Source organism: Maricaulis sp. D1M11 (genome assembly GCF_047308265.1).
GTDB lineage: Bacteria > Pseudomonadota > Alphaproteobacteria > Caulobacterales > Maricaulaceae > Maricaulis.
The window spans coordinates 15,279-35,909 of sequence record NZ_JBKQWY010000004.1 but is presented as its reverse complement, the minus strand read 5'-3'; the positions used below and the strand labels follow the sequence as shown (position 1 = coordinate 35,909).

At 60.3% G+C, this 20,631-nt stretch carries 23 protein-coding genes; 11 read left to right on the top strand and 12 right to left on the bottom strand.

Going from position 1 to position 20,631, the window contains the following annotated elements; translation table 11 throughout:
- Window positions 1-43 precede the first annotated feature (43 nt).
- Together RMQ97_RS08710 and RMQ97_RS08705 are read left to right on the top strand one after the other, a co-directional pair.
- Complete coding sequence (locus RMQ97_RS08710) at window positions 44-757, top strand: hypothetical protein (protein WP_413660480.1); 714 nt, start codon at window positions 44-46, stop codon at window positions 755-757.
- A gap of 79 nt (window positions 758-836) precedes the next feature.
- Window positions 837-1,274 carry a DUF1489 family protein gene (locus tag RMQ97_RS08705; RefSeq protein WP_413660479.1) on the top strand — a complete coding sequence of 146 codons (438 nt, stop codon included), beginning with the start codon at window positions 837-839 and terminating at the stop codon, window positions 1,272-1,274.
- Between the two features lie 24 nt (window positions 1,275-1,298).
- Here the strand turns inward: RMQ97_RS08705 and RMQ97_RS08700 are convergent, their stop codons facing one another.
- A complete protein-coding gene (locus tag RMQ97_RS08700) occupies window positions 1,299-2,084 on the bottom strand; it encodes a glutaminyl-peptide cyclotransferase (protein ID WP_413660478.1) in 786 nt (261 codons plus the stop codon).
- Window positions 2,085-2,169: 85 nt separating this feature from the next.
- Window positions 2,170-3,039, bottom strand: coding sequence for a pantoate--beta-alanine ligase (gene panC / locus RMQ97_RS08695; RefSeq protein ID WP_413660547.1), 870 nt, complete (start codon window positions 3,037-3,039; stop codon window positions 2,170-2,172).
- 110 nt (window positions 3,040-3,149) lie between these two features.
- Here panC and RMQ97_RS08690 point away from each other — a divergent pair, with 110 nt between their 5' ends.
- The 3 genes from RMQ97_RS08690 (at window position 3,150) to RMQ97_RS08680 (ending at window position 5,002) form a co-directional block, all read left to right on the top strand.
- Window positions 3,150-3,731, top strand: a complete 582-nt coding sequence (locus RMQ97_RS08690; RefSeq protein WP_413660477.1) for an SPOR domain-containing protein — start codon at window positions 3,150-3,152, stop codon at window positions 3,729-3,731.
- Window positions 3,732-3,821: 90 nt separating this feature from the next.
- Window positions 3,822-4,709, top strand: a complete 888-nt coding sequence (locus tag RMQ97_RS08685; protein WP_413660476.1) for a division plane positioning ATPase MipZ — start codon at window positions 3,822-3,824, stop codon at window positions 4,707-4,709.
- On the top strand, window positions 4,709-5,002 hold the full coding sequence (locus RMQ97_RS08680) for a hypothetical protein (protein ID WP_413660475.1): 294 nt from the start codon (window positions 4,709-4,711) through the stop codon (window positions 5,000-5,002). The genes RMQ97_RS08685 and RMQ97_RS08680 overlap by 1 nt, the downstream gene beginning before the upstream one ends.
- Window positions 5,003-5,015: 13 nt before the next feature.
- On the opposite strand, the gene RMQ97_RS08675 is transcribed toward RMQ97_RS08680, so the two are convergent.
- Window positions 5,016-6,284 carry a D-alanyl-D-alanine carboxypeptidase family protein gene (locus RMQ97_RS08675; protein ID WP_413660474.1) on the bottom strand — a complete coding sequence of 423 codons (1,269 nt, stop codon included), beginning with the start codon at window positions 6,282-6,284 and terminating at the stop codon, window positions 5,016-5,018.
- Window positions 6,285-6,482: 198 nt separating this feature from the next.
- The gene (locus tag RMQ97_RS08670) at window positions 6,483-6,740 is read right to left on the bottom strand and encodes a hypothetical protein (RefSeq protein WP_413660473.1); all 258 of its coding nucleotides are present in this window, start codon (window positions 6,738-6,740) and stop codon (window positions 6,483-6,485) included.
- Here RMQ97_RS08670 and RMQ97_RS08665 point away from each other — a divergent pair.
- From RMQ97_RS08665 to clpA, 3 genes are all read left to right on the top strand, one after another.
- Window positions 6,739-7,155, top strand: coding sequence for a phasin family protein (locus RMQ97_RS08665; protein ID WP_413660472.1), 417 nt, complete (start codon window positions 6,739-6,741; stop codon window positions 7,153-7,155). The two genes, RMQ97_RS08670 and RMQ97_RS08665, sit on opposite strands and share 2 nt — an antisense overlap.
- A 206-nt stretch (window positions 7,156-7,361) precedes the next feature.
- A complete protein-coding gene (clpS, locus tag RMQ97_RS08660) occupies window positions 7,362-7,691 on the top strand; it encodes an ATP-dependent Clp protease adapter ClpS (RefSeq protein WP_413660471.1) in 330 nt (109 codons plus the stop codon).
- Window positions 7,692-7,695: 4 nt separating this feature from the next.
- Window positions 7,696-10,002 (top strand): ATP-dependent Clp protease ATP-binding subunit ClpA, encoded by a 2,307-nt coding sequence (gene clpA, locus RMQ97_RS08655; RefSeq protein ID WP_413660470.1) that lies wholly within the window; start codon window positions 7,696-7,698, stop codon window positions 10,000-10,002.
- Between the two features lie 172 nt (window positions 10,003-10,174).
- Here clpA and RMQ97_RS08650 read toward each other — a convergent pair whose 3' ends face one another.
- Window positions 10,175-11,248, bottom strand: coding sequence for a helix-turn-helix domain-containing protein (locus RMQ97_RS08650; RefSeq protein ID WP_413660469.1), 1,074 nt, complete (start codon window positions 11,246-11,248; stop codon window positions 10,175-10,177).
- 244 nt (window positions 11,249-11,492) lie between these two features.
- Between RMQ97_RS08650 and RMQ97_RS08645 the strand changes: the two genes are divergently transcribed.
- Window positions 11,493-12,311, top strand: coding sequence for a DUF2306 domain-containing protein (locus RMQ97_RS08645; RefSeq protein ID WP_413660468.1), 819 nt, complete (start codon window positions 11,493-11,495; stop codon window positions 12,309-12,311).
- Window positions 12,312-12,501: 190 nt separating this feature from the next.
- Entirely contained in the window at window positions 12,502-12,816 is a 315-nt protein-coding gene (locus tag RMQ97_RS08640; protein ID WP_413660467.1) for a hypothetical protein, read from the top strand.
- 96 nt (window positions 12,817-12,912) lie between these two features.
- Here RMQ97_RS08640 and RMQ97_RS08635 read toward each other — a convergent pair whose 3' ends face one another.
- Genes RMQ97_RS08635 through RMQ97_RS08620 form a run of 4 tightly spaced genes read right to left on the bottom strand, consistent with a single transcriptional unit; the run spans window position 12,913 to window position 16,840 of the window.
- Window positions 12,913-13,848: a tetratricopeptide repeat protein gene (locus RMQ97_RS08635; RefSeq protein ID WP_413660466.1), complete on the bottom strand. Its 936-nt coding sequence runs from the start codon at window positions 13,846-13,848 to the stop codon at window positions 12,913-12,915.
- Window positions 13,845-15,185 (bottom strand): AAA family ATPase, encoded by a 1,341-nt coding sequence (locus RMQ97_RS08630; protein WP_413660465.1) that lies wholly within the window; start codon window positions 15,183-15,185, stop codon window positions 13,845-13,847. The genes RMQ97_RS08635 and RMQ97_RS08630 overlap by 4 nt, the downstream gene beginning before the upstream one ends.
- A gap of 17 nt (window positions 15,186-15,202) precedes the next feature.
- On the bottom strand, window positions 15,203-15,640 hold the full coding sequence (locus RMQ97_RS08625; protein ID WP_413660464.1) for an HIT family protein: 438 nt from the start codon (window positions 15,638-15,640) through the stop codon (window positions 15,203-15,205).
- Window positions 15,641-15,694: 54 nt separating this feature from the next.
- Window positions 15,695-16,840: a GNAT family N-acetyltransferase gene (locus tag RMQ97_RS08620; protein ID WP_413660463.1), complete on the bottom strand. Its 1,146-nt coding sequence runs from the start codon at window positions 16,838-16,840 to the stop codon at window positions 15,695-15,697.
- Between the two features lie 90 nt (window positions 16,841-16,930).
- Between RMQ97_RS08620 and RMQ97_RS08615 the strand changes: the two genes are divergently transcribed.
- Window positions 16,931-17,674, top strand: coding sequence for an SDR family NAD(P)-dependent oxidoreductase (locus RMQ97_RS08615; protein ID WP_413660462.1), 744 nt, complete (start codon window positions 16,931-16,933; stop codon window positions 17,672-17,674).
- An 87-nt stretch (window positions 17,675-17,761) separates the two neighbouring features.
- Here RMQ97_RS08615 and RMQ97_RS08610 read toward each other — a convergent pair whose 3' ends face one another.
- The 3 genes from RMQ97_RS08610 to RMQ97_RS08600 form a co-directional block, all read right to left on the bottom strand.
- On the bottom strand, window positions 17,762-18,223 hold the full coding sequence (locus RMQ97_RS08610) for a RidA family protein (RefSeq protein ID WP_413660461.1): 462 nt from the start codon (window positions 18,221-18,223) through the stop codon (window positions 17,762-17,764).
- A 174-nt stretch (window positions 18,224-18,397) separates the two neighbouring features.
- Window positions 18,398-19,672: a DNA polymerase IV gene (locus tag RMQ97_RS08605; protein ID WP_413660460.1), complete on the bottom strand. Its 1,275-nt coding sequence runs from the start codon at window positions 19,670-19,672 to the stop codon at window positions 18,398-18,400.
- Window positions 19,672-20,577 (bottom strand): ROK family protein, encoded by a 906-nt coding sequence (locus RMQ97_RS08600; protein WP_413660459.1) that lies wholly within the window; start codon window positions 20,575-20,577, stop codon window positions 19,672-19,674. Before RMQ97_RS08600 ends, RMQ97_RS08605 begins: the two co-directional genes overlap by 1 nt.
- Window positions 20,578-20,631: the final 54 nt, after the last annotated feature.

Here is a 20,631-nt window from a genome sequence, read left to right as displayed (position 1 = left end):
TGAGGACAGACTTGTTGTGGTTTTACAAAAGACAGGGCCCGTCATGACCATCCGTACTTCTCTCCTCGCGCTTGCCGCCAGCGCCTGCCTGATCACTCCGGCCTTTGCCCAGGACATGCTGCCGGCTCCCATCCAGTCGGCGTTCGACAAGATCGAGGCCCAGCCTGTCAGCGACCGTGAGGATTGGCGGTTCACCATGACTTTCCGTCTGGAAGACGAGGAGCTGGTTGGCCGCTATGACGGGACTCTAGCGGAGGATGAACGCTGGACCCTGGTCTCGCACGATGAAGCGAGTTTAGAGGGGGGGCTGGCGGAAGTCTGGTCCGAGTTTACCACTGAGGATGAGGATGACAGCAATGGTCTGTTCTTTGACCCGGAAGAGATCGGTTTCCTGTCGTCTTCGCTCGAACTCGTGGATGAAACGGCTGACAACCTGACCTACGGCTTCGTACTGGACGAGGCACAGGCCGAGGGCGAGGACGCGGAGTTTGTCCAGTATCTGCGCGGTGAGCTGCATCTGGACCGGGATGAAGAACAGGTCCGTCGTATGCGGCTCTATGCACCGGAAAGCTTCAAGCCCAATTTTGCGGTTCGTGTACGCGAATTCGAGATGGTCCAGGAGTATACCGACCTGGAGGGGGCACCCCTGCCGGTTCTGACCCGCATGAGCCAGACCATTCGCGCCAGCGCCATGATGCAGTCGTTTGAACAGATCATGGTTCTGGAATTCTCCGATATTGAATACCTGGCCGAGTGATCCCTGACGGCCGGGAATCGTGTGTGGATTGCCGACGCAAGCTTTTGACCCGGACCTGAAATCGGCCTAGGTCGATGTCATGGTCATGCATCTGGTGAAACTGTGTGTCGGCATCTCCTCCGTCGAGGAGCTGGAGGCCTCTCGCGAGTTCGAGATCGCCCAGCGCAAGGCGGCGGGCGAACCGGCCTTGATCGCCCATGTGACACGCATGATGCCGGCGCAGCGCGAGGCGGTAGAGAATGGCGGGTCGCTCTATTGGGTGATCAATGGCTCCATTCAGTGTCGGTCGGAAATCGTGGCGCTGGAACAGGTGCAGGGCGATGATGGTATCAAGCGTTGCGCTATCATGATGTTGCCCGAGATCGTCCGGACCGCCCCGGCGCCGCGTCGCCCGTTCCAAGGGTGGCGTTATCTCAAACCCGATGATGCCCCGAAGGATGTGGACACCGGGTCCGGTTCCGGCGCTGATCTGCCGCCTGAGCTGCGCGCCAAACTGCTAGAGATCGGCGCCTGGTAGAGACGGACGATGTCCGCAACAGCGTCAGGGTGTCGGCTCGGCTGTCGTATCGGGCCGGGGGGCAGGAAGGGCGATTTCATAGAGTACTGGCCAGTTCTTGCCGGTAACGAACAATCGACCCGTCTGCGCGTCATAGGCCACACCATTGGCAACATGATCGCGATTATAGCGCAGCTCGGCCGGGACGAGGGTCTCCAGATCAATCGCGCCCACCACAGCTCCGGTCTGCGGATTGATCCGGACAATCCAGCGTGTCTGCCAGATATTGGCCCAGATCTCTCCATTGACCCATTCCAGCTCGTTGATCTGGGCCAGGGGTCGACCATTGAAAAACACGGTGAGAACCCGGTCGATGGTAAAATCCGACGGATTACGAAATACGATCTGCGGTGAACCATCACTCATCACCAGATGCGTGCCATCTGTGGTCAGCCCCCACCCCTGTCCCGAATAGGTGAAGGTCTCCACCGGCTCGAAGCTTTCGCTGTCAAACACGAAGGCTTCGCCGGCCATCCAGCTGATCCAGTAGATCCGGTCGTCCAGCACCACACTGCCTTCCCCGAAATAGCGCTGGGACAAGGTGTGTTCCGTCCGCGCGATACCGGTGTCGGGGTCGATGACCCGCAAACGGCTTTCGCCATACTGACCGGTTGTCTCGATCAGCTGCCCGTCATGCCAGAACAGGCCCTGGGTGAAGGCATCGGTATCATGAGGCAAGGTCGCTATGACTTGCGGTGTTTGGGCCGTGATCTGCGCCGTGGCGGGCGAAGCGAGAGCAAACAGGCTCAGACAGGCGAGAAGCAGGCGCATGGGACAGGACTTTCCGTTCAACGGGAGGGTTATCCTGCCGGTCCCGCGGGGAAACACAAGCGCCGCTTGTCCGACAATTTTGTCATCAAATGCGCGGTGCTGATGCAGCGCGGTTGTCGATGAGACGGGTCACGCCCAGTCGCACCGCCCCCAGAACCCGGGCCGGGCGGTCGAGAGTTGCGCTGTCGATCGGCGCCAGGGTTCGCGCACAGCGCACGGCGATATAGTCTACGGCGTCGAACGTGGTTTGAGCCGCACGACGGGCGCTCGACACGGCTTCCTCGATGGGGGTGCCGGCAGAGACCTCGCTCGCCAGACCGGCCAGGATCACATTGAGCTCGGCCGCGCGTCCGCGTTCTTCGTCGCTGAGATAGACATTGCGCGAGGACATGGCGAGACCGTCGGGTTCGCGAACAATTTCGCCGCCAATAATGTCGACGCCCAGATCGAGATCGCGGGCCAGCTGTCGCACCACCAGCAGTTGCTGATAGTCCTTCTCCCCGAAAACCGCGACATCCGGGCGAACCTGGTTGAGCAGTTTGGCCACGACGGTCGCAACTCCGCCGAAGAAATGCGGGCGGTCCACACTTTCCAGGCCTTCGGCTGGTCCTCCCATCTGGATGCGGGTGGCAAAGCCGTCTGGATAGACCTCATGGGTCTCCGGCGCGTAGATGAGATCGCATTTTTCCGCCGAGAGTTTCTGCGCATCTTCGATGAAGGTCCGCGGATATGTGTCCAGATCTTCTTGCGGCGAAAACTGCTCTGGATTCACAAAGATGCTGGTGACCACCTTGTCACAATGCGCTTTGGCGAGGCGAACGAGGGCGAGATGTCCCTCATGTAGAGCGCCCATCGTTGGAACGAAGCCAATGGTCATTCGGTCTTCACGCCAGCTGCGAACCCGGGCGCGCAGGGCGGAGAGAGTGGTGGCGTGGGGAATTTGAAGGTTCAGCATGCGGGATCCGGTCTTTTGGAGCGCCACGCATAATCATAAGCGATGAGGGAGGCAAGCGGCAGGGTTTGAGGTAGATTCACTGCATGATGATTCGCATGGCCCCAAAACTCATGGCTGCTATGGCTGTTAGCCTGTTCCCGCTGGCCCTTTCCGCATGCGCGACAACCGGTGAAACAGCGCAGCTCGAACCGCCCGCGCCTGCCGTGGCGCCCACACGCAATGCCCAGCTGGCGGACGCTCTGGCCCGTGAACTCGCCCATCTGTCCCGCTTTGACCCGGATCGTCTGGATCAGGTGCAGGCTGAAATGGATGCATTGGGCCTGGCGCTGGCACGTGGCCCGGTCGTTGCGCCACCCGCGCCGACGCCGATTCAGGAGCTGCCACCACCACCGCCGGAGATCGCCCAGGCCCCCAGCCTGTTTCATGGCATTCATCTCGCGTCGTACCGGATCGAGGATAATGCGTATGCAGGGCTTGCGACACTTCGCGCCATGTTCCCGGATCTGGTCGAGGGGCGCCAGGCCAGACTGGAAGCGGTGACTCTGGACGGCCAGGGCGAGTATTTGCGTCTTAAACTCGGCCCATTTGACAGCAGGGCTGGCGCACAACAGGCCTGTCAGGCTTTCACTGCGGCGGGCGCATTCTGCCAGACTGTTGACTTTTCGGGTTATCCGTTGACCGATAGAGATTAAAGCACCATTTGCGTGGTGTTGCATCGCCCTCGAGTGATGCCCGGGAACTGATTGAGTGCGGTTCTTGCATCAAACACAGTTATGCAAAATATGACGAATTCTTCGACTTTTCGCTTGCCCAGTCGTCCCTTGGGACGGTCTAGCTCGGACGTTCGGTCCGCACATGTCATTGTGGTCGGCAATGAAAAGGGCGGAGCTGGAAAATCCACGCTCGCCATGCATCTGGCGATTGCGCTGATCCGCATGGGCCGCACGGTGGGCGCGATTGACCTGGATCTTCGCCAGCGAACTTTCGGGCGTTATCTGTCCAACCGCGCGCGCTGGAGCGAGAAACACGGCGTTTCGTTGCCATCGCCGGAGGAAGGATTGCTGGCACCGAGTGTGGCCCGCGATCTCGACACCGCCGAAGCGGAAGAAAATGAGCGTTTTGCCGAAAACGTGTCGGATCTGAAAACACGGTGCGACTATATCATTGTGGATGCCCCGGGTAGTGACACGCATTATTCGCGTCTGGCCCATTCGGTCGCCGATACGATCATCACGCCGGTCAATGACAGCTTCGTCGATTTCGATCTGCTCGCCGAGATCGATCCCGACACGTTTGAGGTCGGACGTCCGAGTATTTATTCCGAACTTGTCTGGGAATGTCGCAAGCGCAAAGCCCAGCAGTACAAAACATCGATCGACTGGGTCGTGATGCGCAATCGCATGACCATGCTCGATGCCCGCAACAAACGCCGCGTGGGTGAGGGGCTCAAAACCCTGTCCCAACGGATTGGTTTCCGCCTCGCACCAGGCTTTGCCGAGCGCGTGATTTATCGCGAGCTCTTCCCGCTAGGGCTGACCCTTCTCGATCTGACCGAGGATGGCTCCACGGTGCCGTTTACGATGAGCCATGTTGCTGCTCGCCAGGAATTGCGGGATCTGCTGATCGTGCTCAAACTTCCTGGGCTGGAAGGTGAGGCCATTCCGTTCTGATGCAGCTGGCTTACCTGCTCATTTTTGTGTCAGGCCTGTTGGCGGGCATGCGCTTGCAGCGCTGGCTTGGCCGCACGGGTACGCGGACGCCTCCTCCAGCGGCACCAAAGACCGCAGGTCTGTCGCGGCAGGAGGCCTTTGCCACATTGGGGCTGGAGCCGGGGGCCGACGAGATTGCCATCCGGGCCGCCCATCGACATCTGATGAAACAGGTCCATCCCGATGCGGGCGGCACACCAGAGCTGGCTCGCCGGGTTCAGGATGCAAGGGACCTTCTGTTGGGCAAGTCGTAGCCGCGGGAGTGTGTCAGCGTCCGGGAGCGATCAGGTTACAGTCCTCGCCCGCAGTTGTGAGTGTTGCGCAGGCTTGCCGCGCCGCCTCATGCGAGAGGCCCTCAAACCGGGCGCGCCACAGGCGCCTGTCGCCAATATCCACTGAGCGGGCCATGCCCTGTGCCGCGGCCAGTTCTCCCGCCAGCGGACGCACATCCTCAATCCGGTCTTCCGCGGCGAGTGCATCGAGATAGGCACCCACTTGAATGGCCCAGTTGCCACTCTCGGCCAGTGAGAGGCGCGGTTCGTCTTCGCGCAGGTGTGTTGTTTCATCGGGCGTGCGCAGCTCGATCTGAACCGGTGGCGCATCGCTTGCCGACCCCATTTCAACTGGAGCCACCAGACCCAGGCTGGCCACATCGCGTGCGATGAGCATTTGCTGGCGGACAGGATTGATCCGCGGGGTTTCAAGCGTGGCAAACAGGCGGCTGTCCTGACGGTGTTCGAGCGCGGAAAAGGCAGCGTTCAGCAGTTCCTCGGCATGGGCATCGCGCGCGGCGGCGCTGGGCCCCCCCATCACAACGGTCACCAGACGGTGGTCATCCCGCTCGGCACTGACAACAATGTTGAAGCCGGACGCGCGAATGTATCCGGTTTTCAGACCATCCACTCCATCTACACGCCCGACCAGACTGTTGTGATTGCGATAGGTAATGCCATTGTAGCGAAAGCGTGGCATATCGAAATAGTGGAAGTATTGGGGAAAATCTCGTTGCAGGGCGATGGCCAGCCGGGCCATGTCGCGCGCACTTGTCACCTGGCGCCGATCCGGCAGACCGGAGGCATTGCGAAACCGCGTCTGCGTCAGGCCCAATTCTTCAGCGCGCAGGGTCATGATCTCGGCAAAGCGGGTTTCGCCGCCGCCCAGACGCTCCCCGACGGCCACGGCGACATCATTGGCGCTTTTGACGACAAGCGCGCCGATGGCGTCTTCGACAGAGATCCGGTCTCCTGCATTCAGGGCGAGGTGTGAGGGCGGCTGGCTGGCCGCGTGAGCGCTGACCCGGATCGTGTCGTGCAGCCCGATCTCGCCCGTCTCCAGGGCCTCGAACAGCATATACAAGGTCATCATCTTGGTGAGGGAGGCCGGATGGCGTTCGGCTTGTGAGCGGCGGGAATGCAGGACTGTGCCTGTGTTCTGGTCCACCACGAAGGCGGCATACCGTGCCCGGTCGGCCTGGGCTGCAGGCGTGAACAGGCTGATCGCCAGGGTAAGAGGCAAGAGGGCGCGCATCCAGAACATGTCGGGCAGTGTGGGTGAGACCGGTTGCCAAGCTGTTAAGCATGTCGTGCGAATGCGCTGGATTCGCGTTTATCGCTTGAGAATCGGGGTTTTGCTGCGCTGCACAAAAAGCGCTTGACCCGATGGGGGTGAGTCGGCATTATGTTGCAAGTGCGAACAGCAAGCGCAGCAGGAAAAACCGATGTCCGACCAAAATGATCAGACTGAAACGCCGAAGACCGAGACCGTGAAGACGGCCGAGGCGCCGGCCCCTGCCAAGAAATCGTCTACCCGCAAGCCCTCGGCTCCGGGTGTGAAAAAGCCGGCGGTTTCCAAAACCGCAGCCGCCAAGGCGTCCACGGCCAAGACTAAGAGTGCCCAGAAGGCAACGAGTTCCAAGCGTACGACTCCGGCCAAGGCCCCAGCGGCCAAAGCCACAGTGCCTGCCAACTCTGAAACCCACACGAGGTCTGCCATGAATGAAACCGTCGAAACCATGACCACCGCATCCAATCAGGCTGTCAAAGAAGGCTTCGAGAAAGCCATGAAAGCCCTGGAAGACGCCCGTTCCTTCAACAAGGAAACGGTCGACGCCGTGATCGAGTCCGCCACCGTTGCCGGCAAGGGCATGGAAGCCGTGAACGCTTCCGCGATCGCCTATGCCAAAAATTCGGTCAATGAGAGCGTTGCAGCGACAAAAGCAGTCAGCTCCGCCAAATCCCTGCAAGAAGTATTTGAGATCCAGTCAGACTTCGTCAAAGCATCGTTCGAAGCCTACATGGCTGAGATGACGAAATCGTCTGAGCTGATCGCCGGCACGTTCAAGGACTCCGTGAAGCCCCTGAACGAGCGACTGACTGCGACGGTCGAGGTCGCACAGTCCATCCGCTAACAGCGGACACAGTTTTCCTCCCCGACTGGGCCCGGTATTTTGCCGGGCCTTTTTTTTATTCACATAAATTGGCGTGATCACGCATAGCTCGTCAAGTCGTGTTATTCTAAAACCGAGAAGGTGCAGGGGCGGGGCTTTCCGCGACCGGGGTCCGTACCTAAGTAATGTGTTGTCGCATTGAGTGTCATAATTGATGACGTGTTGAGATGAGCGAAGAAAATCAAAACGATATCGACTATGAAGAAGGCTCCGGTCTGGCCACCAAAACCCGGCCATCCACCAGGAAACCTTCGCTTTACAGAGTTTTGCTACTCAATGACGACTACACGCCCATGGAGTTTGTCGTTGAAATCCTCGTGAGGATTTTCCGGAAATCTCCTGAAGACGCTGCGCGTATCATGTTGCATGTGCATCAGAACGGCGTCGGTATGTGTGGTGTGTACACGTATGAGGTCGCCGAAACCAAGGTGGCCCAGGTCTTAGATGCGGCGCGGCGGGCCCAACATCCGCTGCAATGCACGATGGAAAAGGAATAGAGTGGTGCCAAGTTTCTCTGCCGATCTGGAAGACTCCCTGCACCGCGCTCTGGGTTACGCCAATGAGCGTGGACACGAATTTGCGACGTTGGAGCATCTCCTCCTCGCGCTCGTGGACGACCAGGATTCCAGCGCAGTGATGAAGGCCTGCGGCGTTGACCTCGAAGAGCTCCGCGCGACCCTGACGGATTATGTCGATAATGAGCTGACAGAGCTCACGGTCGATGATGATGAAGACGCCAAGCCGACCGCCGGCTTCCAGCGGGTCATCCAGCGGGCCGTTATCCATGTTCAAAATGCCGGTCGCGAAGAGGTGACGGGAGCCAATGTTCTCGTCGCGCTGTTTGCCGAGCGGGAAAGCCATGCGGCCTATTTCCTCGCCGAGCGCGACATGACCCGCTATGACGCGGTCAATTACATCTCCCACGGCATTGCGCGCAAGCCGGGCGATAATGCCGAACGCGCCGTGCGTGGGACAGAGCCGGCTGGCGAAGAGAAACCGTCCAAGGATGGTGAAGCGCTCTCGGCCTATTGTGTGAACCTCAACAAGAAGGCCCTGGGCGGCGATGTCGACCCGCTCATTGGCCGTGATGAAGAGGTGGAGCGCTGTATCCAGGTGCTGTCGCGTCGCCGCAAGAACAACCCGCTGCTGGTGGGCGATCCCGGTGTGGGCAAGACGGCAATCGCGGAAGGCCTCGCGCGCAAGATCATTGAAAACGAAGTGCCCGATGTTCTCGCGCGCACGACGATTTTCTCCCTGGATATGGGCGCGCTCCTGGCGGGCACGCGCTATCGGGGTGATTTCGAGGAACGCCTCAAACAGGTCGTGAAGGAACTCGAGGAGCAGGACGATGCCGTGCTCTTCATCGACGAGATCCACACGGTGATCGGCGCCGGTGCCACATCCGGCGGGGCCATGGACGCGTCCAACCTGCTCAAGCCGGCGCTTCAGTCCGGCGGGCTGCGCTGCATGGGATCGACGACCTATAAGGAATACCGTCAGCACTTCGAGAAGGACCGGGCCCTGGCGCGCCGGTTCCAGAAGATCGACGTGGCTGAGCCAAGTGTTCCGGACACGATCAAGATCCTGCAGGGTCTGAAATCCTATTTCGAGGATTTCCACGATATTCGCTTCACCAATGAATCGCTGAAAACGGCTGTCGAATTGTCGGCTCGCTATATGGGTGACCGGAAACTGCCGGACAAGGCGATCGACGTGATCGATGAGGCGGGCGCACAAATGCGTCTCCTGCCGGTGTCCAAGCGCAAGAAGACGATCGGTGTCAAGGAAGTGGAAAATGTGGTCGCCAAAATGGCCCGCATCCCACCGAAAACTGTGTCGAAGAATGATGAAGTGGCGCTCAAGAGCCTGGAAACAGATCTCAAACGCGTCGTGTATGGCCAGGATGAGGCCATCACCCGTCTGGCCACGTCCATCAAACTGGCCCGGGCCGGATTGCGCGAACCGAACAAGCCGATCGGCTGCTATTTGTTCTCCGGTCCGACCGGTGTCGGTAAAACCGAGGTTACGCGTCAGCTGGCGGACATCATGGGTGTTGAACTCCAGCGTTTCGACATGTCTGAATATATGGAGCGCCATGCGGTCTCGCGCCTGATCGGTGCCCCTCCCGGTTATGTCGGGTTTGATCAGGGTGGTCTTCTGACCGATGGCGTCGATCAGCATCCGCATTGTGTGGTCTTGCTTGATGAAATCGAGAAAGCCCATCCGGACCTGTTCAACATCCTCCTGCAGGTGATGGACAACGGCACGCTGACGGACAGCAATGGCAAGAAGGTCGATTTCCGCAATGTCATCCTGGTGATGACGACCAATGCCGGCGCCTCCGATGCCCAGAAGGAAGCCATTGGTTTCGGTCGGGGCAAGAAGGATGACGAGGCCGATCTGGCCATCGAACGCCTGTTCACCCCGGAATTCCGCAATCGTCTGGATGCGGTCATTCCGTTTGCACCGCTTGGTCAGGATGTCATCGGCCGTGTCGTCGAGAAATTCGTCCTGCAGCTGGAAGCTCAGCTGATCGATCGCGGTGTCACCTTCGAACTGACCCCGGCTGCAACGGCCTGGCTGTCGGATCGCGGTTATGACAGCAAGTTCGGCGCTCGCCCGCTGGCGCGCGTGATCCAGGAACACATCAAGAAGCCGCTGGCGGATCAGATCCTCTTCGGAGAGCTGAAGAAGGGTGGGCTGGTGAAGGTGGATGTGGATGCGGCCGATCCGGATCGCCTCGATTTCCACATCACGCCGGGTGACCGCCTCCTGCCGCGCAAGAAGAAAAAGGAAGAAGAAGTCTAGGCCTCTTCCATCCTGTCTGACATGGAAACGGCGCCCTTCGGGCGCCGTTTTCGATTCTGGACCAGAGTATTTCTGAAACAGCGTATTTCTGGGGCCGTGTGTTTCTAGGTCAGTGTGAATTGGGAACAGGGCAGGCGAAGAGCGGCCAATGGGGGCGGTCGGACTGCGTCCACTATTCCGCAGCCAGGCCTTGTGGCTGGGATTGAACGTTCAAGCGATACTGCCGGGGCGTCTGCCCGGTCCTGTCCTTGAAGGCGCGGTTGAAGGGGCCGATCGAGGCAAAACCACTATCCAGTGCAATGGACAGAATGGATTGACGCTCCCGGTCGGGGTCCGCGAGGGCCGCGCAGGCGGCCTCAATGCGATAGCCATTGATGAAACGGTTGAAATTGCGGATGCCCAACCCGGCGGTAATAGCCCTTGATACCCGGTATTCCGGCTCATTCAGTCGATGGGCGAGATCGGCGACCTTCAGTTCGGGGTCAAGATAGGCTTGCTCCTCGCTCACCAGACGCCGCAGGCGCAGCCCCAGCTCAATCTCGCTCTCATCGGCGTTGGCCCGTGTGGGAGCCGGTGAGGCCTTGCCGACAGGCAGGGGGAAACGTTCGCGGTACAGAATAATCGCCGTGAGTGTCACCATGATCAACGCCGCACAGGCCGCCTGGATGGCATCCACCAGCTCGGGTGAGAGATCCTGTGCCGCGCCGTGATCGAGCACAATGGCGCAGGTGGAGATACACAGACCCGCGCTGGCGAGATAGGCGACGCGCAGGCGTTGCTCATTGGTGCTGAGCGGTGTGAAACCCTGGGCCACGGCCTCCCAGAGCGCCAGTACAAGCACTGTTGAGCTGAACAGTAATTGCAGATTGTCGAGGCGGAGCATGGTTGAGGCCATGACCGTGTCCAAGCCTGTCACAATGACAAACTGATCGAAAATGGTCGGGAAGAAGATCATGCCCACCACGAAGATCTGGGCAAAACCGATCCGCGCGCCAGGTCGGAAGAGGGCGCGAGCGACAACCCAGAACAGACCACACGTGGCACACCCTGCGATCCGCAGGGCGGGTTCGACGGCACCCAGGGCATCCCCCCAGACCTCGCGTGCCAGCACAGCCGCCATGCCAACACAGAAGATCGCCCAGCTGAGGTGAAGCGTACCGGACTGGCGTTTCACAAGTGTGCGCCCCAGCCAGGCCAGACAGGCGAGGATGATCAGGATCTTCAGCGCATTGGCGATTTCAGGCATGCCGCGACCTCGTCACAAAACTCATCGTGTTTGATTCTATGCCCTGTCGGCTGGACACAAGGCAAGCGCCCGCTCCGCATGAATGATGCAGATCGCCCCGGTGAAAGGCTGGATTGATGCGGCTGCAATCCCCCCTGACCGGCTTTGGCCGATTTCCAAATCGGCGAGACCGGTAGGTTTGAGGGCAGTTTTCTGGATGTGCGCGCCGGTGATGTCCGGCCATTCATGCAGAAAGGAACTGGTTATGAACAGCGTCTCGGCGACCACCGCTCCGCGCTTTAGTGCCCATCAAGCTCTCAAATCGGCGGGGATCACGTGGTTTATCGTCGCCACGATCGGGCAATGGATCTTCGTCTATTACATTCTGGCGTATTACGGCGGAAAGACGCTGAGCGGGGCTTATGGCGAAATCAATGATCGTGGCCTGATCACGGGATATGTGGATGGCCATGTCTTCGGCAATGTCATGTTCTTCACCCATGTCTTCCTGGCGGCCGTGATGACCGTGGGCGGTGCCCTGCAATTGACGCCCCAGATCCGCAACCGTGTTCCGGTCCTGCATCGCTGGGTGGGGAGACTGTTTGTCGTGACGGCCTTGGTGCTGGCTATTGGTGGCTATGTCATGACCTGGGCGATGGGGGTGAGACTGACTGATATCGGCGCGATGGGTGTGAGTCTCAACGCTCATCTGATCGTGTTTTTCGCCCTGTTGACCATTTTCTACGCCATGAAAGGCAAGATCGACACGCATCGACGCTGGGCCATGCGCCTGTATATGGTGTGCCATGGCGTGTGGTTTTTCCGCCTTGGCCTCATGGGCTGGTACATGCTCAATCAGGGACCGATGGGAAACACCAGCAATCTGGATGGCCCGGCGGATCTGGCCTTGTCGTTCGGAAGTTATCTGGTGCCGCTGGCCGTGCTGGAACTTTACCAACGCGCAACAGATCTGAGTTCTGCCCCTTTCAAATGGATCATGACGGCTGTCGTCTTTCTGGGAGCGCTGGCGACCGGGTTCGGAGTGTTCGCCGCTTATGCCATGTTGTGGGCACCACACCTCTAGGATGGGGCAGACGAGCGATGGGGGGCGAGACATATTTCGGATATTCGCGTCACAAGCGAAAACCCCATTGCCTCCCGATCCAAAAAGGTTAACGTGCAGTCACCAGCAAGGCTGGTCGATGAAGCAGGCAGGGACGGTGCAAAAGACGCCGCCGAGCCTTGCCATACGTGTATCTCTTGGGGAGACGACAATGAAAAAGATCCTGCTTGGCGCGGTTGCCGCCATTCTCGCCGCAGCTCCGGCTCTGGCCAGCTCCACCACCATCACTTTTGTTCGCGATGACGGCACGACCTTTGTGGGCGTGTTCGATTCCAATGGTACGGCTAGCATCAATGGTGCACCGGCTGAAGCCTATACCTGGGATGAAACCGGCAAGCAGCTGTGCGCCACAAGCGGTCTGTGCGTGACCTTTGAACAGGTCGGCGACACGGTGGGTTTCAGCTCCCGCTACACCACCAATCAGGGCAATGCCGGCACGGCCACAATCACGGCTCGTTCCGAGTAACTGCCTAGGTTAACCGTGTGTCCAAACACGCGAAACGCCCGGCCGAGAGGTCGGGCGTTTTTGCTTTGCGCTGAGCCTTGTGGCTGGACGTGGCGGTCAGAAACCAGGCTTGATCTGGACCTTGCGCAATTCTGCCCGGATCATGCGGTTAAAGATCATGGGGCCAAACCAGGTGAGCAGGCAGAAGGCGAAATAGAGGCCCAGCCCGGTCCACTGGACCCAGGCGGGCGCATCGGCGAGGGCCGTCCTGCGAAAGACCTGCCAGAGCGCCCAGATCCCGATGACTACACCCCACCGGGCCCAGCCACTGCCCAGACGGTCCATGAAGATGGCCCAGCGCCACCAGATCCCCATGATCGGATTGCGCCGTGCTTTCACGGACACCAGAAGCGTGATCGCACCGCCATGATTGGCGTCGCGTTGAAGGGCGCTTAACGCCAGATCTTCGGCCTCGCGCAGATCGCCTTTCAGCAAGGCCGTCTCGCCCCGTGCCACAAGAGCGGTGGCGCTGTTGGGATTTTGTTCGACCGCGCGCAGGGAAAGCTGGTCCGCCTCCCGCTGTCGTCCCATCTGCTGCAGCAGGAAGGACAGATCCGCGAGGATTTGCGCATTATTGGGCGCAAGGTTCAACGCCTGGCGATAGGCCGTTTCGGCCGCATCACGGCGTTCATGGCGCGCATAGATCCGACCCATTAACTGGTGGGCGGCGGCAAACCGGGGCATGCGTTCGCACGCTGTTTCACACAGGGCAATCGCTTTTTTGCGGTCACTGGCCTTGCTGGATTCCAGCCAAGCCTGTGCTTCGAGAAAATCGGGATAGGGGTCGTCTGGCCGCAAGTGGCGCAAACGCGAAATCAACTCCAGTGCTTCATCCCGTCGTTCGGGGAGGGCGCAATGTACAAGCCCTTCCAGCGCATCCCAATTCTCGGCGTCCTCTGCCAGGACAGAGCGAAAGACGCGCGTCGCTCCCTCAATGTTTCGTGCGTTCAGCAGTGCATAGCCGCTGTCTGTTTGTTGCCGCAGATCACTCATCGCGATGTCGTATGCTTGTCCAGGAAAGCCGCCACATCGTCGTAAAAGCCGCTTTGATTGGAGAATTTCACATAGTTTCGGGCCTGGGTCAGCCAGTCGAGCGTTGAGGGTTTGATCTCGCCCAGCGCCTCTTTCAGATGCCGGGCGGAGATATCCTCCACGGCGTTGGACTCCAGGCTGTCCTCGATGGCGATATCGCAGGCTTCTTCCACAATGCCGGCAAGGTCCGCGCCTGAAAACCCGCTGGTGGCCTCGACCAGGGGATCCAGATTGATGTTGGAAGCGACAGGGCGGTCTGCGAGCAAGAGGTCGAGAATGACCTTGCGCGCCTCACGATCAGGGGGCGGGACAAAGATCGACCGATCAAACCGGCCAGGACGCAGGAAAGCACTGTCGATCGACCAGGGCACATTGCTGGCGGCCAGGATGAGAACGCCCTGATTATTCGAGCTGAACCCGTCCATTTCGGTCAGGAATGTCGAGACCACTGAGGCACGATTGTCGTTCTCGCCATACCGGCGCTTTGCCGCGAGGGCTTCGATTTCATCGATGAAGATCACGGACGGGCTTTGAGCCCGCGCCGTTTCAAACGCTGCCGCCAGACGTTTCTCCGACTCCCCGATATACATGTCGAGAATTTCGGCGATCTCGATCTGGAAGAATTTGGCCCCGGCTTCCCCGGCTGTCGCTCGCGCCATCAAGGTCTTGCCGCATCCGGGCGGGCCATACAGCAACACACCGCCGCCGGCCTTGCGCTTGAAACGCTGGAACAGGGAGGGTTTTTGCATCGGCGCAATGATGCGACGGTGGATCTGGCGTTTGACATCATCCAGACCGCCCACATCGGCGAACGTGACCTGGTCACGGGGCTGCGCCGGGATGTCCGGCAGGGCCTGGGTCTGATCGATCCGCTCGCCCTGCAGGCTGAGAACAACGCCTCGCTCCTGGCCCTGCGCCTGCACGGTGGGTGCGATACGGCGCCGGAAATCCGGGTCTTCCAGCTCGGGATCGGCCGCGAGTGCCTGTTCGTACAGCCCCAGGGCTGCTGGATTATCTCCCAGGGCATGATGGGCGCGGGCCTGGAGCATCCAGCCGGTTGCCGTGTCCAGATCGGCCCAGGCGAGGGCCGCGTCGGCTCTTTCGTGTTCCAGCAGGAAGCGGGCCGAGGCCAGGCGTACACTCTCGCTTTGCTGGGCCACGCCATCAAAACCACTGAGCCAGTCCAGCGCCTCGCTGGCATCCACAGCCCGGCCGGCCTCATCCAGCATGGCCGAGATGAGGGCGCCCGACGGGCGAATGCGCAGGGTTTCGATCAGTTCGTGAAGGGCATTTTCCATGGAAAGACTCGGGAGCGTCAGGGCATTTCGATCCGCGCCGCGATGCGCTGGGCCAGCGCCTGCAGCTCATCCGGATCGGCCTGTCCGCCTCCATGAGCGCCCAGGGCCTCGCCCTCACGGCGGGGAATGATGTGGAAGTGAACATGAAATACAGTCTGGCCAGCGGGAGCACCGCTGAACTGGGTCATCACAACACCATCGGGATCAAGGGCGTCGCGCACCGCGAGGGCAATGCGTTTGACCCGCACTATAGTGGCCTGGAGCGCACCATCCGTCATCTCAAGAAGATTGCGGGCCGGTTCGCGTGGCACGACCAACACATGCCCCGGAGCTTGCGGGAAAAGGTCCATGAAGGACAGCACATGCTCATCCTCATACACCTTCACACAGGGCAGGTCGCCGCGCAGAATCTTGGCGAAAACATTCTCGCTGTCATATTCACCAATCAGGCTCATGAGGTCCTCCGCAGGTTTGTCTGTCCGCAGTCATAGGCGGCGGCAATGTGCGGCTCAACCACTCTTTTTGAAAGGCGTTTCTGCCGCGAGCGCAGCGATATCCGCGTCCAGGGCCGAGCGTTCGCGCACCAGATAATCATCGACGGCGTCCCGAAAGCCTGCGTCTCCAATCCAGTGGGCCGAGTGAACCGGTGTCGGTTCATAGCCGCGCGCCAGCTTGTGTTCGCCCTGTGCCCCGGCCTCGACCCGATCGAGCCCGCGCGCAATCGCGTGATCGATAGCCTGATGGTAACACAGCTCGAAATGCAGGCAGGGGTGGTCGTCCAGACGGCCCCAATAACGGCCAAAGAGTGCATGGCTGCCGAGAAAGTTCAGGGCCGCAGCGAAATAGCGCCCGTCCTTGCGGGCCATGACCAGAAGCACGTCCTGGGGCATGCGTTCATGGATCAGATGGAAGAACTCCCGGTTCAGATAGGGATACCCCCATTTGCGCGAACCGGTCTCCTGATAGCACTGGAAGAAAACATCCCAGTGGTGTTCGGTCAGATCGGCTCCGGACAGGGCCTCGATCTCGATCCCGGCCTGGGCCTCGGCGCGTTCCCGTTTCAGGGCTTTGCGCTTGCGTGACGAGAGCGCATCGAGAAAATCGGCATAGTCACGATATCCCCGATTATGCCAGATGAATTGGCGGTCCCGGCGGACCAGGAGGCCCGCAGCATCCAGGTCGAGCATTTGTGTGTGGTCGGGGAAATTGATGTGCCAGCTCGAGATTTGCCACTGTTGCGCCGCCTGAACCGCGCCGGCGAGCAAGGCCCGCTGCCATTTCGGTTCCGGTGACAACAGGCGCCGCCCGGTCGCAGGCGTAAAGGGTACCGCCGTCAACAGCTTGGGGTAATACTGACCGCCCGCACGCTCATACGCATCCGCCCAGGCATGGTCGAACACGTATTCACCCTGGCTGTGGGTTTTGACATAGAGCGGCATGCCCGCCCGGATCTGTCCGGCCTCATCTTCGACAATCAGGTGACGCGGCGCCCAGCCGGTCTCTTCACTCGCACTGCCGGAGGTTTCCAGGGCGTCTAGAAAATTCCAGCTGAGAAAAGGATCATACTCCGCGCCGGGCGGATTGGCGATCGCATCCCAGGCTTCGGGGGCAATATTCGCCAGGCGAGATACGGATTTGAGAACAGGATCAGACATCGCCAGTGCACATAGGCACGAATTTCTTGTGGCCAAGCATTTTGGCCGCACTAAGCTCACCCACTCAAACAAAAATATGGGGAGAACACCATGACAAAACGGCTGGAGGGCAAAAAAGCCCTGGTTACAGGCGGCGGACGCGGCATTGGTGCTGCGATCGTGCGCCGTTTCATCGATGAAGGCGCGCAGGTCGTCTTTTCCTATGGCGGATCGCAAACCGCGGCTGAAGCGCTTGCCGAAGAAATGCAAAAGGCCGGAGGCCAGGCTCACGCGCTGCACTGTGATGCAGCGGAGACCGGCGCCACGGATCGCCTGGTGCGCCAGGCCGCCGAGCACATGAACGGGTTAGACATTGTCGTCAATAATGCCGGTGTCTATCCGATGGTGACCATTCGCAAGTGCACGGATGAAGAGTATGAGCGCGCGTTTGCGATCAATGTGCGCGCTCCGTTCGAGGCGTTTCGCGCCGGTTATGAGGTGATGAATCCCGGTGGCGCCTTCGTCACGATCGGCTCAATTGCCGGTATCTCCGTGATGGCGCCGGGCATTGGTGTGTATTCAGCGACCAAGGCCAGTGTCGAACTGCTGACGCGGGGCGCGGCGCGTGAGTTCGGCAAGAAACAGATCCGTTCCAACCTGGTTCAACCCGGACCGATTGATACGGACATGAACCCGGCTGACGGGGATCATGCGGAGTACCAGAAACTGATGGTGCCGTTGGGTCGTTACGGGGAAAGCCCGGAGGTTGCCAATCTTGTGACCTTCCTCGCCAGCGATGAAGCCTCCTACATCAATGGTGCGATGGTGAAGGCAGATGGCGGCATGTATGCCTGACGACTGACCGCAAACCCGAATGCGAAAGGCCGGGTCGAGACCCGGCCTTTTTGGGTGTCAGCACGTCTTAGGTCGTGCGACGAGGCGTTACTCGATCTCGAAAATCCCGTCGACCTCCACAGCCGCCCCCAGGGGCAGGACCGGGCAGGACACAGCCGAGCGGGCATGGCGACCGGCATCGCCGAACACCTCGACCATCACGTCGGAACAGCCATTGATGACCAGTGGAATGTCGGTGAAATCCGCTGTCGCAGCCACAAACCCACCGAGTTTGATGACGCGCTTGAGGCGGGAGAGATCGCCGTCACAGGCCATTTTCAGTTGGGCAATCAGATTGATGGCACACAGGCGCGCGGCGGCCTGGCCCGCTGCGACATCCATATCGCCGCCCAGCGTGCCCTTGACCAGGCCGTCTGCACCAATCGACACTTGGCCGGAGATGAAGACTTCGCGGCCGGATTTGACGAATGGAACATAATTGGCGACCGGGGCGACGGGCTCCGGAAGAGTGATGCCGAGTTCGGCAAGACGGGTCTCGATGGCAGACATGATGGTCTCCTGGTCGGTCGAACAAAGGGTTGGGCCTCGGGGGCTGGTCGAGACTTAGGTCAGCGGACGACGGCTTGCAATCACCGGGACACCGGACCGGTCAGGCGTACCTGTCTAGAAGTTCACTGGATTGGCTGCGATTGCCTTTGAAGGTCAGTGTGAGGCCGCTGCCGACTAGCGTGACCGGTCACGGTCGGATTTCAGAGCCCGGCCCTTTATGACGGCATCCGAACCGAATTTGGCGCGCGCCTTGTCCATGGCCCGTTCGGCATCGGCCCGGCGGGTGGCCTTGGGGTCCAGCAGGTCCGCACTTTCGGCGACTTCGTCCACCAGTCCGGAAAACCCGATACCGATCAGCCGGAAAGCCGTGCCATCAATCTCCGGCGCCAACAGCTCGCGACCGACTCGAAACAGGGTGTCGGCCAGCTGGCTGGGATCGCGCAGTGTGCGCCGGCGGGTCCGCGTCTTGAATTTGGTGGTCTTCAGCTTCAGCGTGACCACAGTGCCGGACAAGGCCTTGGATTTCATGATGTCCGCCACTTTGACGCACAGGCGCCAGAGCTGTTCCTCCAGTTCGCCCCGGTCGCGGCGATCGCGTCGGAAAGTGGTTTCCGAACTGACGCTCTTGCGCTCGCTGTGCGGGGAGACGGATCGGTGGTCTTCGCCCCGGGCCAGTCGGGAGAGCCGATAGCCCATATCGCCATAACGCGCAGCCATGGCCTTGTCGCCGCGCCGCCGAATGTCGGCCAGGGTGTGCAATCCATCCTTTTCCAGACGGGCAGCAAAGGCCGGGCCCACACCATAAATGGCCTTGACCGGACGGCGGGCCAGGAAGTCTTCGGCGTCGACCTTGCCGATCACCGAAAACCCATTGGGCTTGTCGAGGTCAGACGCGGTCTTGGCGAGGAATTTATTGAAACTCAGTCCGACCGATACGGTGATGCCGACCTCATCGCGGATGTGTTGTTGCAGGCGTAACAGGGTCAGTGCGGGAGAGGCGCCATGCAGGCGCTGGGTGCCGGACAGATCGAGAAAGGCCTCATCGATCGACAAGGGTTCAACCAGCGGCGTTACCTCACGCATCATCTCGCGAATGATATGGCCTTCCTTGCTGTATTTGCCGTGTTCGGGCCGGATCACCACGGCGTCAGGACAGGCCTCGAGTGCCTTGAACATCGGCATGGCCGAGTGCACGCCATAAATGCGCGCGATGTAGCAGGCGGTCGACACCACACCACGCTGACCGCCACCGATGATGACGGGCTTGTCGGCCAGGTCCGGATTATCGCGCTTTTCGATCGAGGCGAAAAAGGCGTCGCAATCGATATGGGCGATGGACAATGTATTGATCTCATCGTGTTCCAGCCAGCGATGCCCGCCGCAGGACGGACAGGCCGGCCCCGGTTTCAGCGCATAGGCGGCCATGCAGGTCCGACAATAGGCCGGCATCACACCTCCTCGGCTCGCCAGAGCCAGGCCGCGCCGCGCACACCGGAACTGTCGCCATGGTGATGGCGCACGATCCGGGTGGTGACCACATCGGAAAAGACATGAGCCGGCAGGCGGGCCTGGACAGCCTCGGCCAGTCCGGGCGCATTCGAGACTCCACCGCCCAGCACGATCAGGTCTGGATCGATGAGATTGCAGACCGAGGCAAGGGCGCGTGCCAATCGGTCCGTATAGCTGGTGATGGAGCGCCGGGCGGACGGGTCTCCTGACGCCGCAGCGCTGAACAGTGCAGCGGCTGTTCGCGCATCGCCTTCCTCGGCCTCATGACGGGCCGCCATGCCCGGGCCGGACAGCCAGGTTTCGATGCAGCCGCGTTGACCGCACCAGCAACGCGGTCCGAGCACTTCATGAGCCTGGGGCCAGGGCAGGGGATTATGTCCCCACTCACCGGCAATCCGCTGGGCGCCACTCAGCAGGCGTTTATCGATCACAATACCCCCGCCCACACCCGTGCCGAGGATCACCCCGAACACGATATGCCCGTCCCGCCCCGCGCCATCGACAGCTTCTGATAAGGCAAAACAGTCGGCATCATTGGCCAGGCGCAGAGGTCGATCGAGCGTGCGGGCCATGTCCTCAAAAAAGGGACGGTCATTCAGCCAGGTCGAATTGGCATTGCGCATCAGGCCGTTTGCCGGGCTCAGCGAGCCGGGATGACCGATGCCAACGGCGGCAGTGTGACCGCACGCGTCCTCGACCCGGTTCACCAGATCGCGGATCGCGGCCAGCGAGGCGTCATAGGCGCGCGGAGTGGGGATGCGTTCGCGATGGAGAATCGCGCCGTCGCGATCCATGGCTATGGCTTCAATCTTGGTCCCGCCCAGGTCCAGCCCGATCCGAATCATGGTGTTGCGCCTCTTTTCGCACGGTATACTCCCTCTTTAGCCGGTTTTGTTCTG

Bases quoted from the DNA above. Each gene is read 5' to 3' on its own strand.
- RMQ97_RS08710 (WP_413660480.1), top strand. From the start codon at position 44: ATGACCATCCGTACTTCTCTCCTCGCGCTTGCCGCCAGCGCCTGCCTG.
- RMQ97_RS08705 (WP_413660479.1), top strand. From the start codon at position 837: ATGGTCATGCATCTGGTGAAACTGTGTGTCGGCATCTCCTCCGTCGAG.
- RMQ97_RS08700 (WP_413660478.1), bottom strand. From the start codon at position 2,084: ATGCGCCTGCTTCTCGCCTGTCTGAGCCTGTTTGCTCTCGCTTCGCCC.
- panC (WP_413660547.1), bottom strand. From the start codon at position 3,039: ATGCTGAACCTTCAAATTCCCCACGCCACCACTCTCTCCGCCCTGCGC.
- RMQ97_RS08690 (WP_413660477.1), top strand. From the start codon at position 3,150: ATGGCTGCTATGGCTGTTAGCCTGTTCCCGCTGGCCCTTTCCGCATGC.
- RMQ97_RS08685 (WP_413660476.1), top strand. From the start codon at position 3,822: ATGACGAATTCTTCGACTTTTCGCTTGCCCAGTCGTCCCTTGGGACGG.
- RMQ97_RS08680 (WP_413660475.1), top strand. From the start codon at position 4,709: ATGCAGCTGGCTTACCTGCTCATTTTTGTGTCAGGCCTGTTGGCGGGC.
- RMQ97_RS08675 (WP_413660474.1), bottom strand. From the start codon at position 6,284: ATGTTCTGGATGCGCGCCCTCTTGCCTCTTACCCTGGCGATCAGCCTG.
- RMQ97_RS08665 (WP_413660472.1), top strand. From the start codon at position 6,739: ATGAATGAAACCGTCGAAACCATGACCACCGCATCCAATCAGGCTGTC.
- RMQ97_RS08670 (WP_413660473.1), bottom strand. From the start codon at position 6,740: ATGGCAGACCTCGTGTGGGTTTCAGAGTTGGCAGGCACTGTGGCTTTG.
- clpS (WP_413660471.1), top strand. From the start codon at position 7,362: ATGAGCGAAGAAAATCAAAACGATATCGACTATGAAGAAGGCTCCGGT.
- RMQ97_RS08650 (WP_413660469.1), bottom strand. From the start codon at position 11,248: ATGCCTGAAATCGCCAATGCGCTGAAGATCCTGATCATCCTCGCCTGT.
- RMQ97_RS08645 (WP_413660468.1), top strand. From the start codon at position 11,493: ATGAACAGCGTCTCGGCGACCACCGCTCCGCGCTTTAGTGCCCATCAA.
- RMQ97_RS08640 (WP_413660467.1), top strand. From the start codon at position 12,502: ATGAAAAAGATCCTGCTTGGCGCGGTTGCCGCCATTCTCGCCGCAGCT.
- RMQ97_RS08635 (WP_413660466.1), bottom strand. From the start codon at position 13,848: ATGAGTGATCTGCGGCAACAAACAGACAGCGGCTATGCACTGCTGAAC.
- RMQ97_RS08630 (WP_413660465.1), bottom strand. From the start codon at position 15,185: ATGGAAAATGCCCTTCACGAACTGATCGAAACCCTGCGCATTCGCCCG.
- RMQ97_RS08625 (WP_413660464.1), bottom strand. From the start codon at position 15,640: ATGAGCCTGATTGGTGAATATGACAGCGAGAATGTTTTCGCCAAGATT.
- RMQ97_RS08620 (WP_413660463.1), bottom strand. From the start codon at position 16,840: ATGTCTGATCCTGTTCTCAAATCCGTATCTCGCCTGGCGAATATTGCC.
- RMQ97_RS08615 (WP_413660462.1), top strand. From the start codon at position 16,931: ATGACAAAACGGCTGGAGGGCAAAAAAGCCCTGGTTACAGGCGGCGGA.
- RMQ97_RS08610 (WP_413660461.1), bottom strand. From the start codon at position 18,223: ATGTCTGCCATCGAGACCCGTCTTGCCGAACTCGGCATCACTCTTCCG.
- RMQ97_RS08605 (WP_413660460.1), bottom strand. From the start codon at position 19,672: ATGCCGGCCTATTGTCGGACCTGCATGGCCGCCTATGCGCTGAAACCG.
- RMQ97_RS08600 (WP_413660459.1), bottom strand. From the start codon at position 20,577: ATGATTCGGATCGGGCTGGACCTGGGCGGGACCAAGATTGAAGCCATA.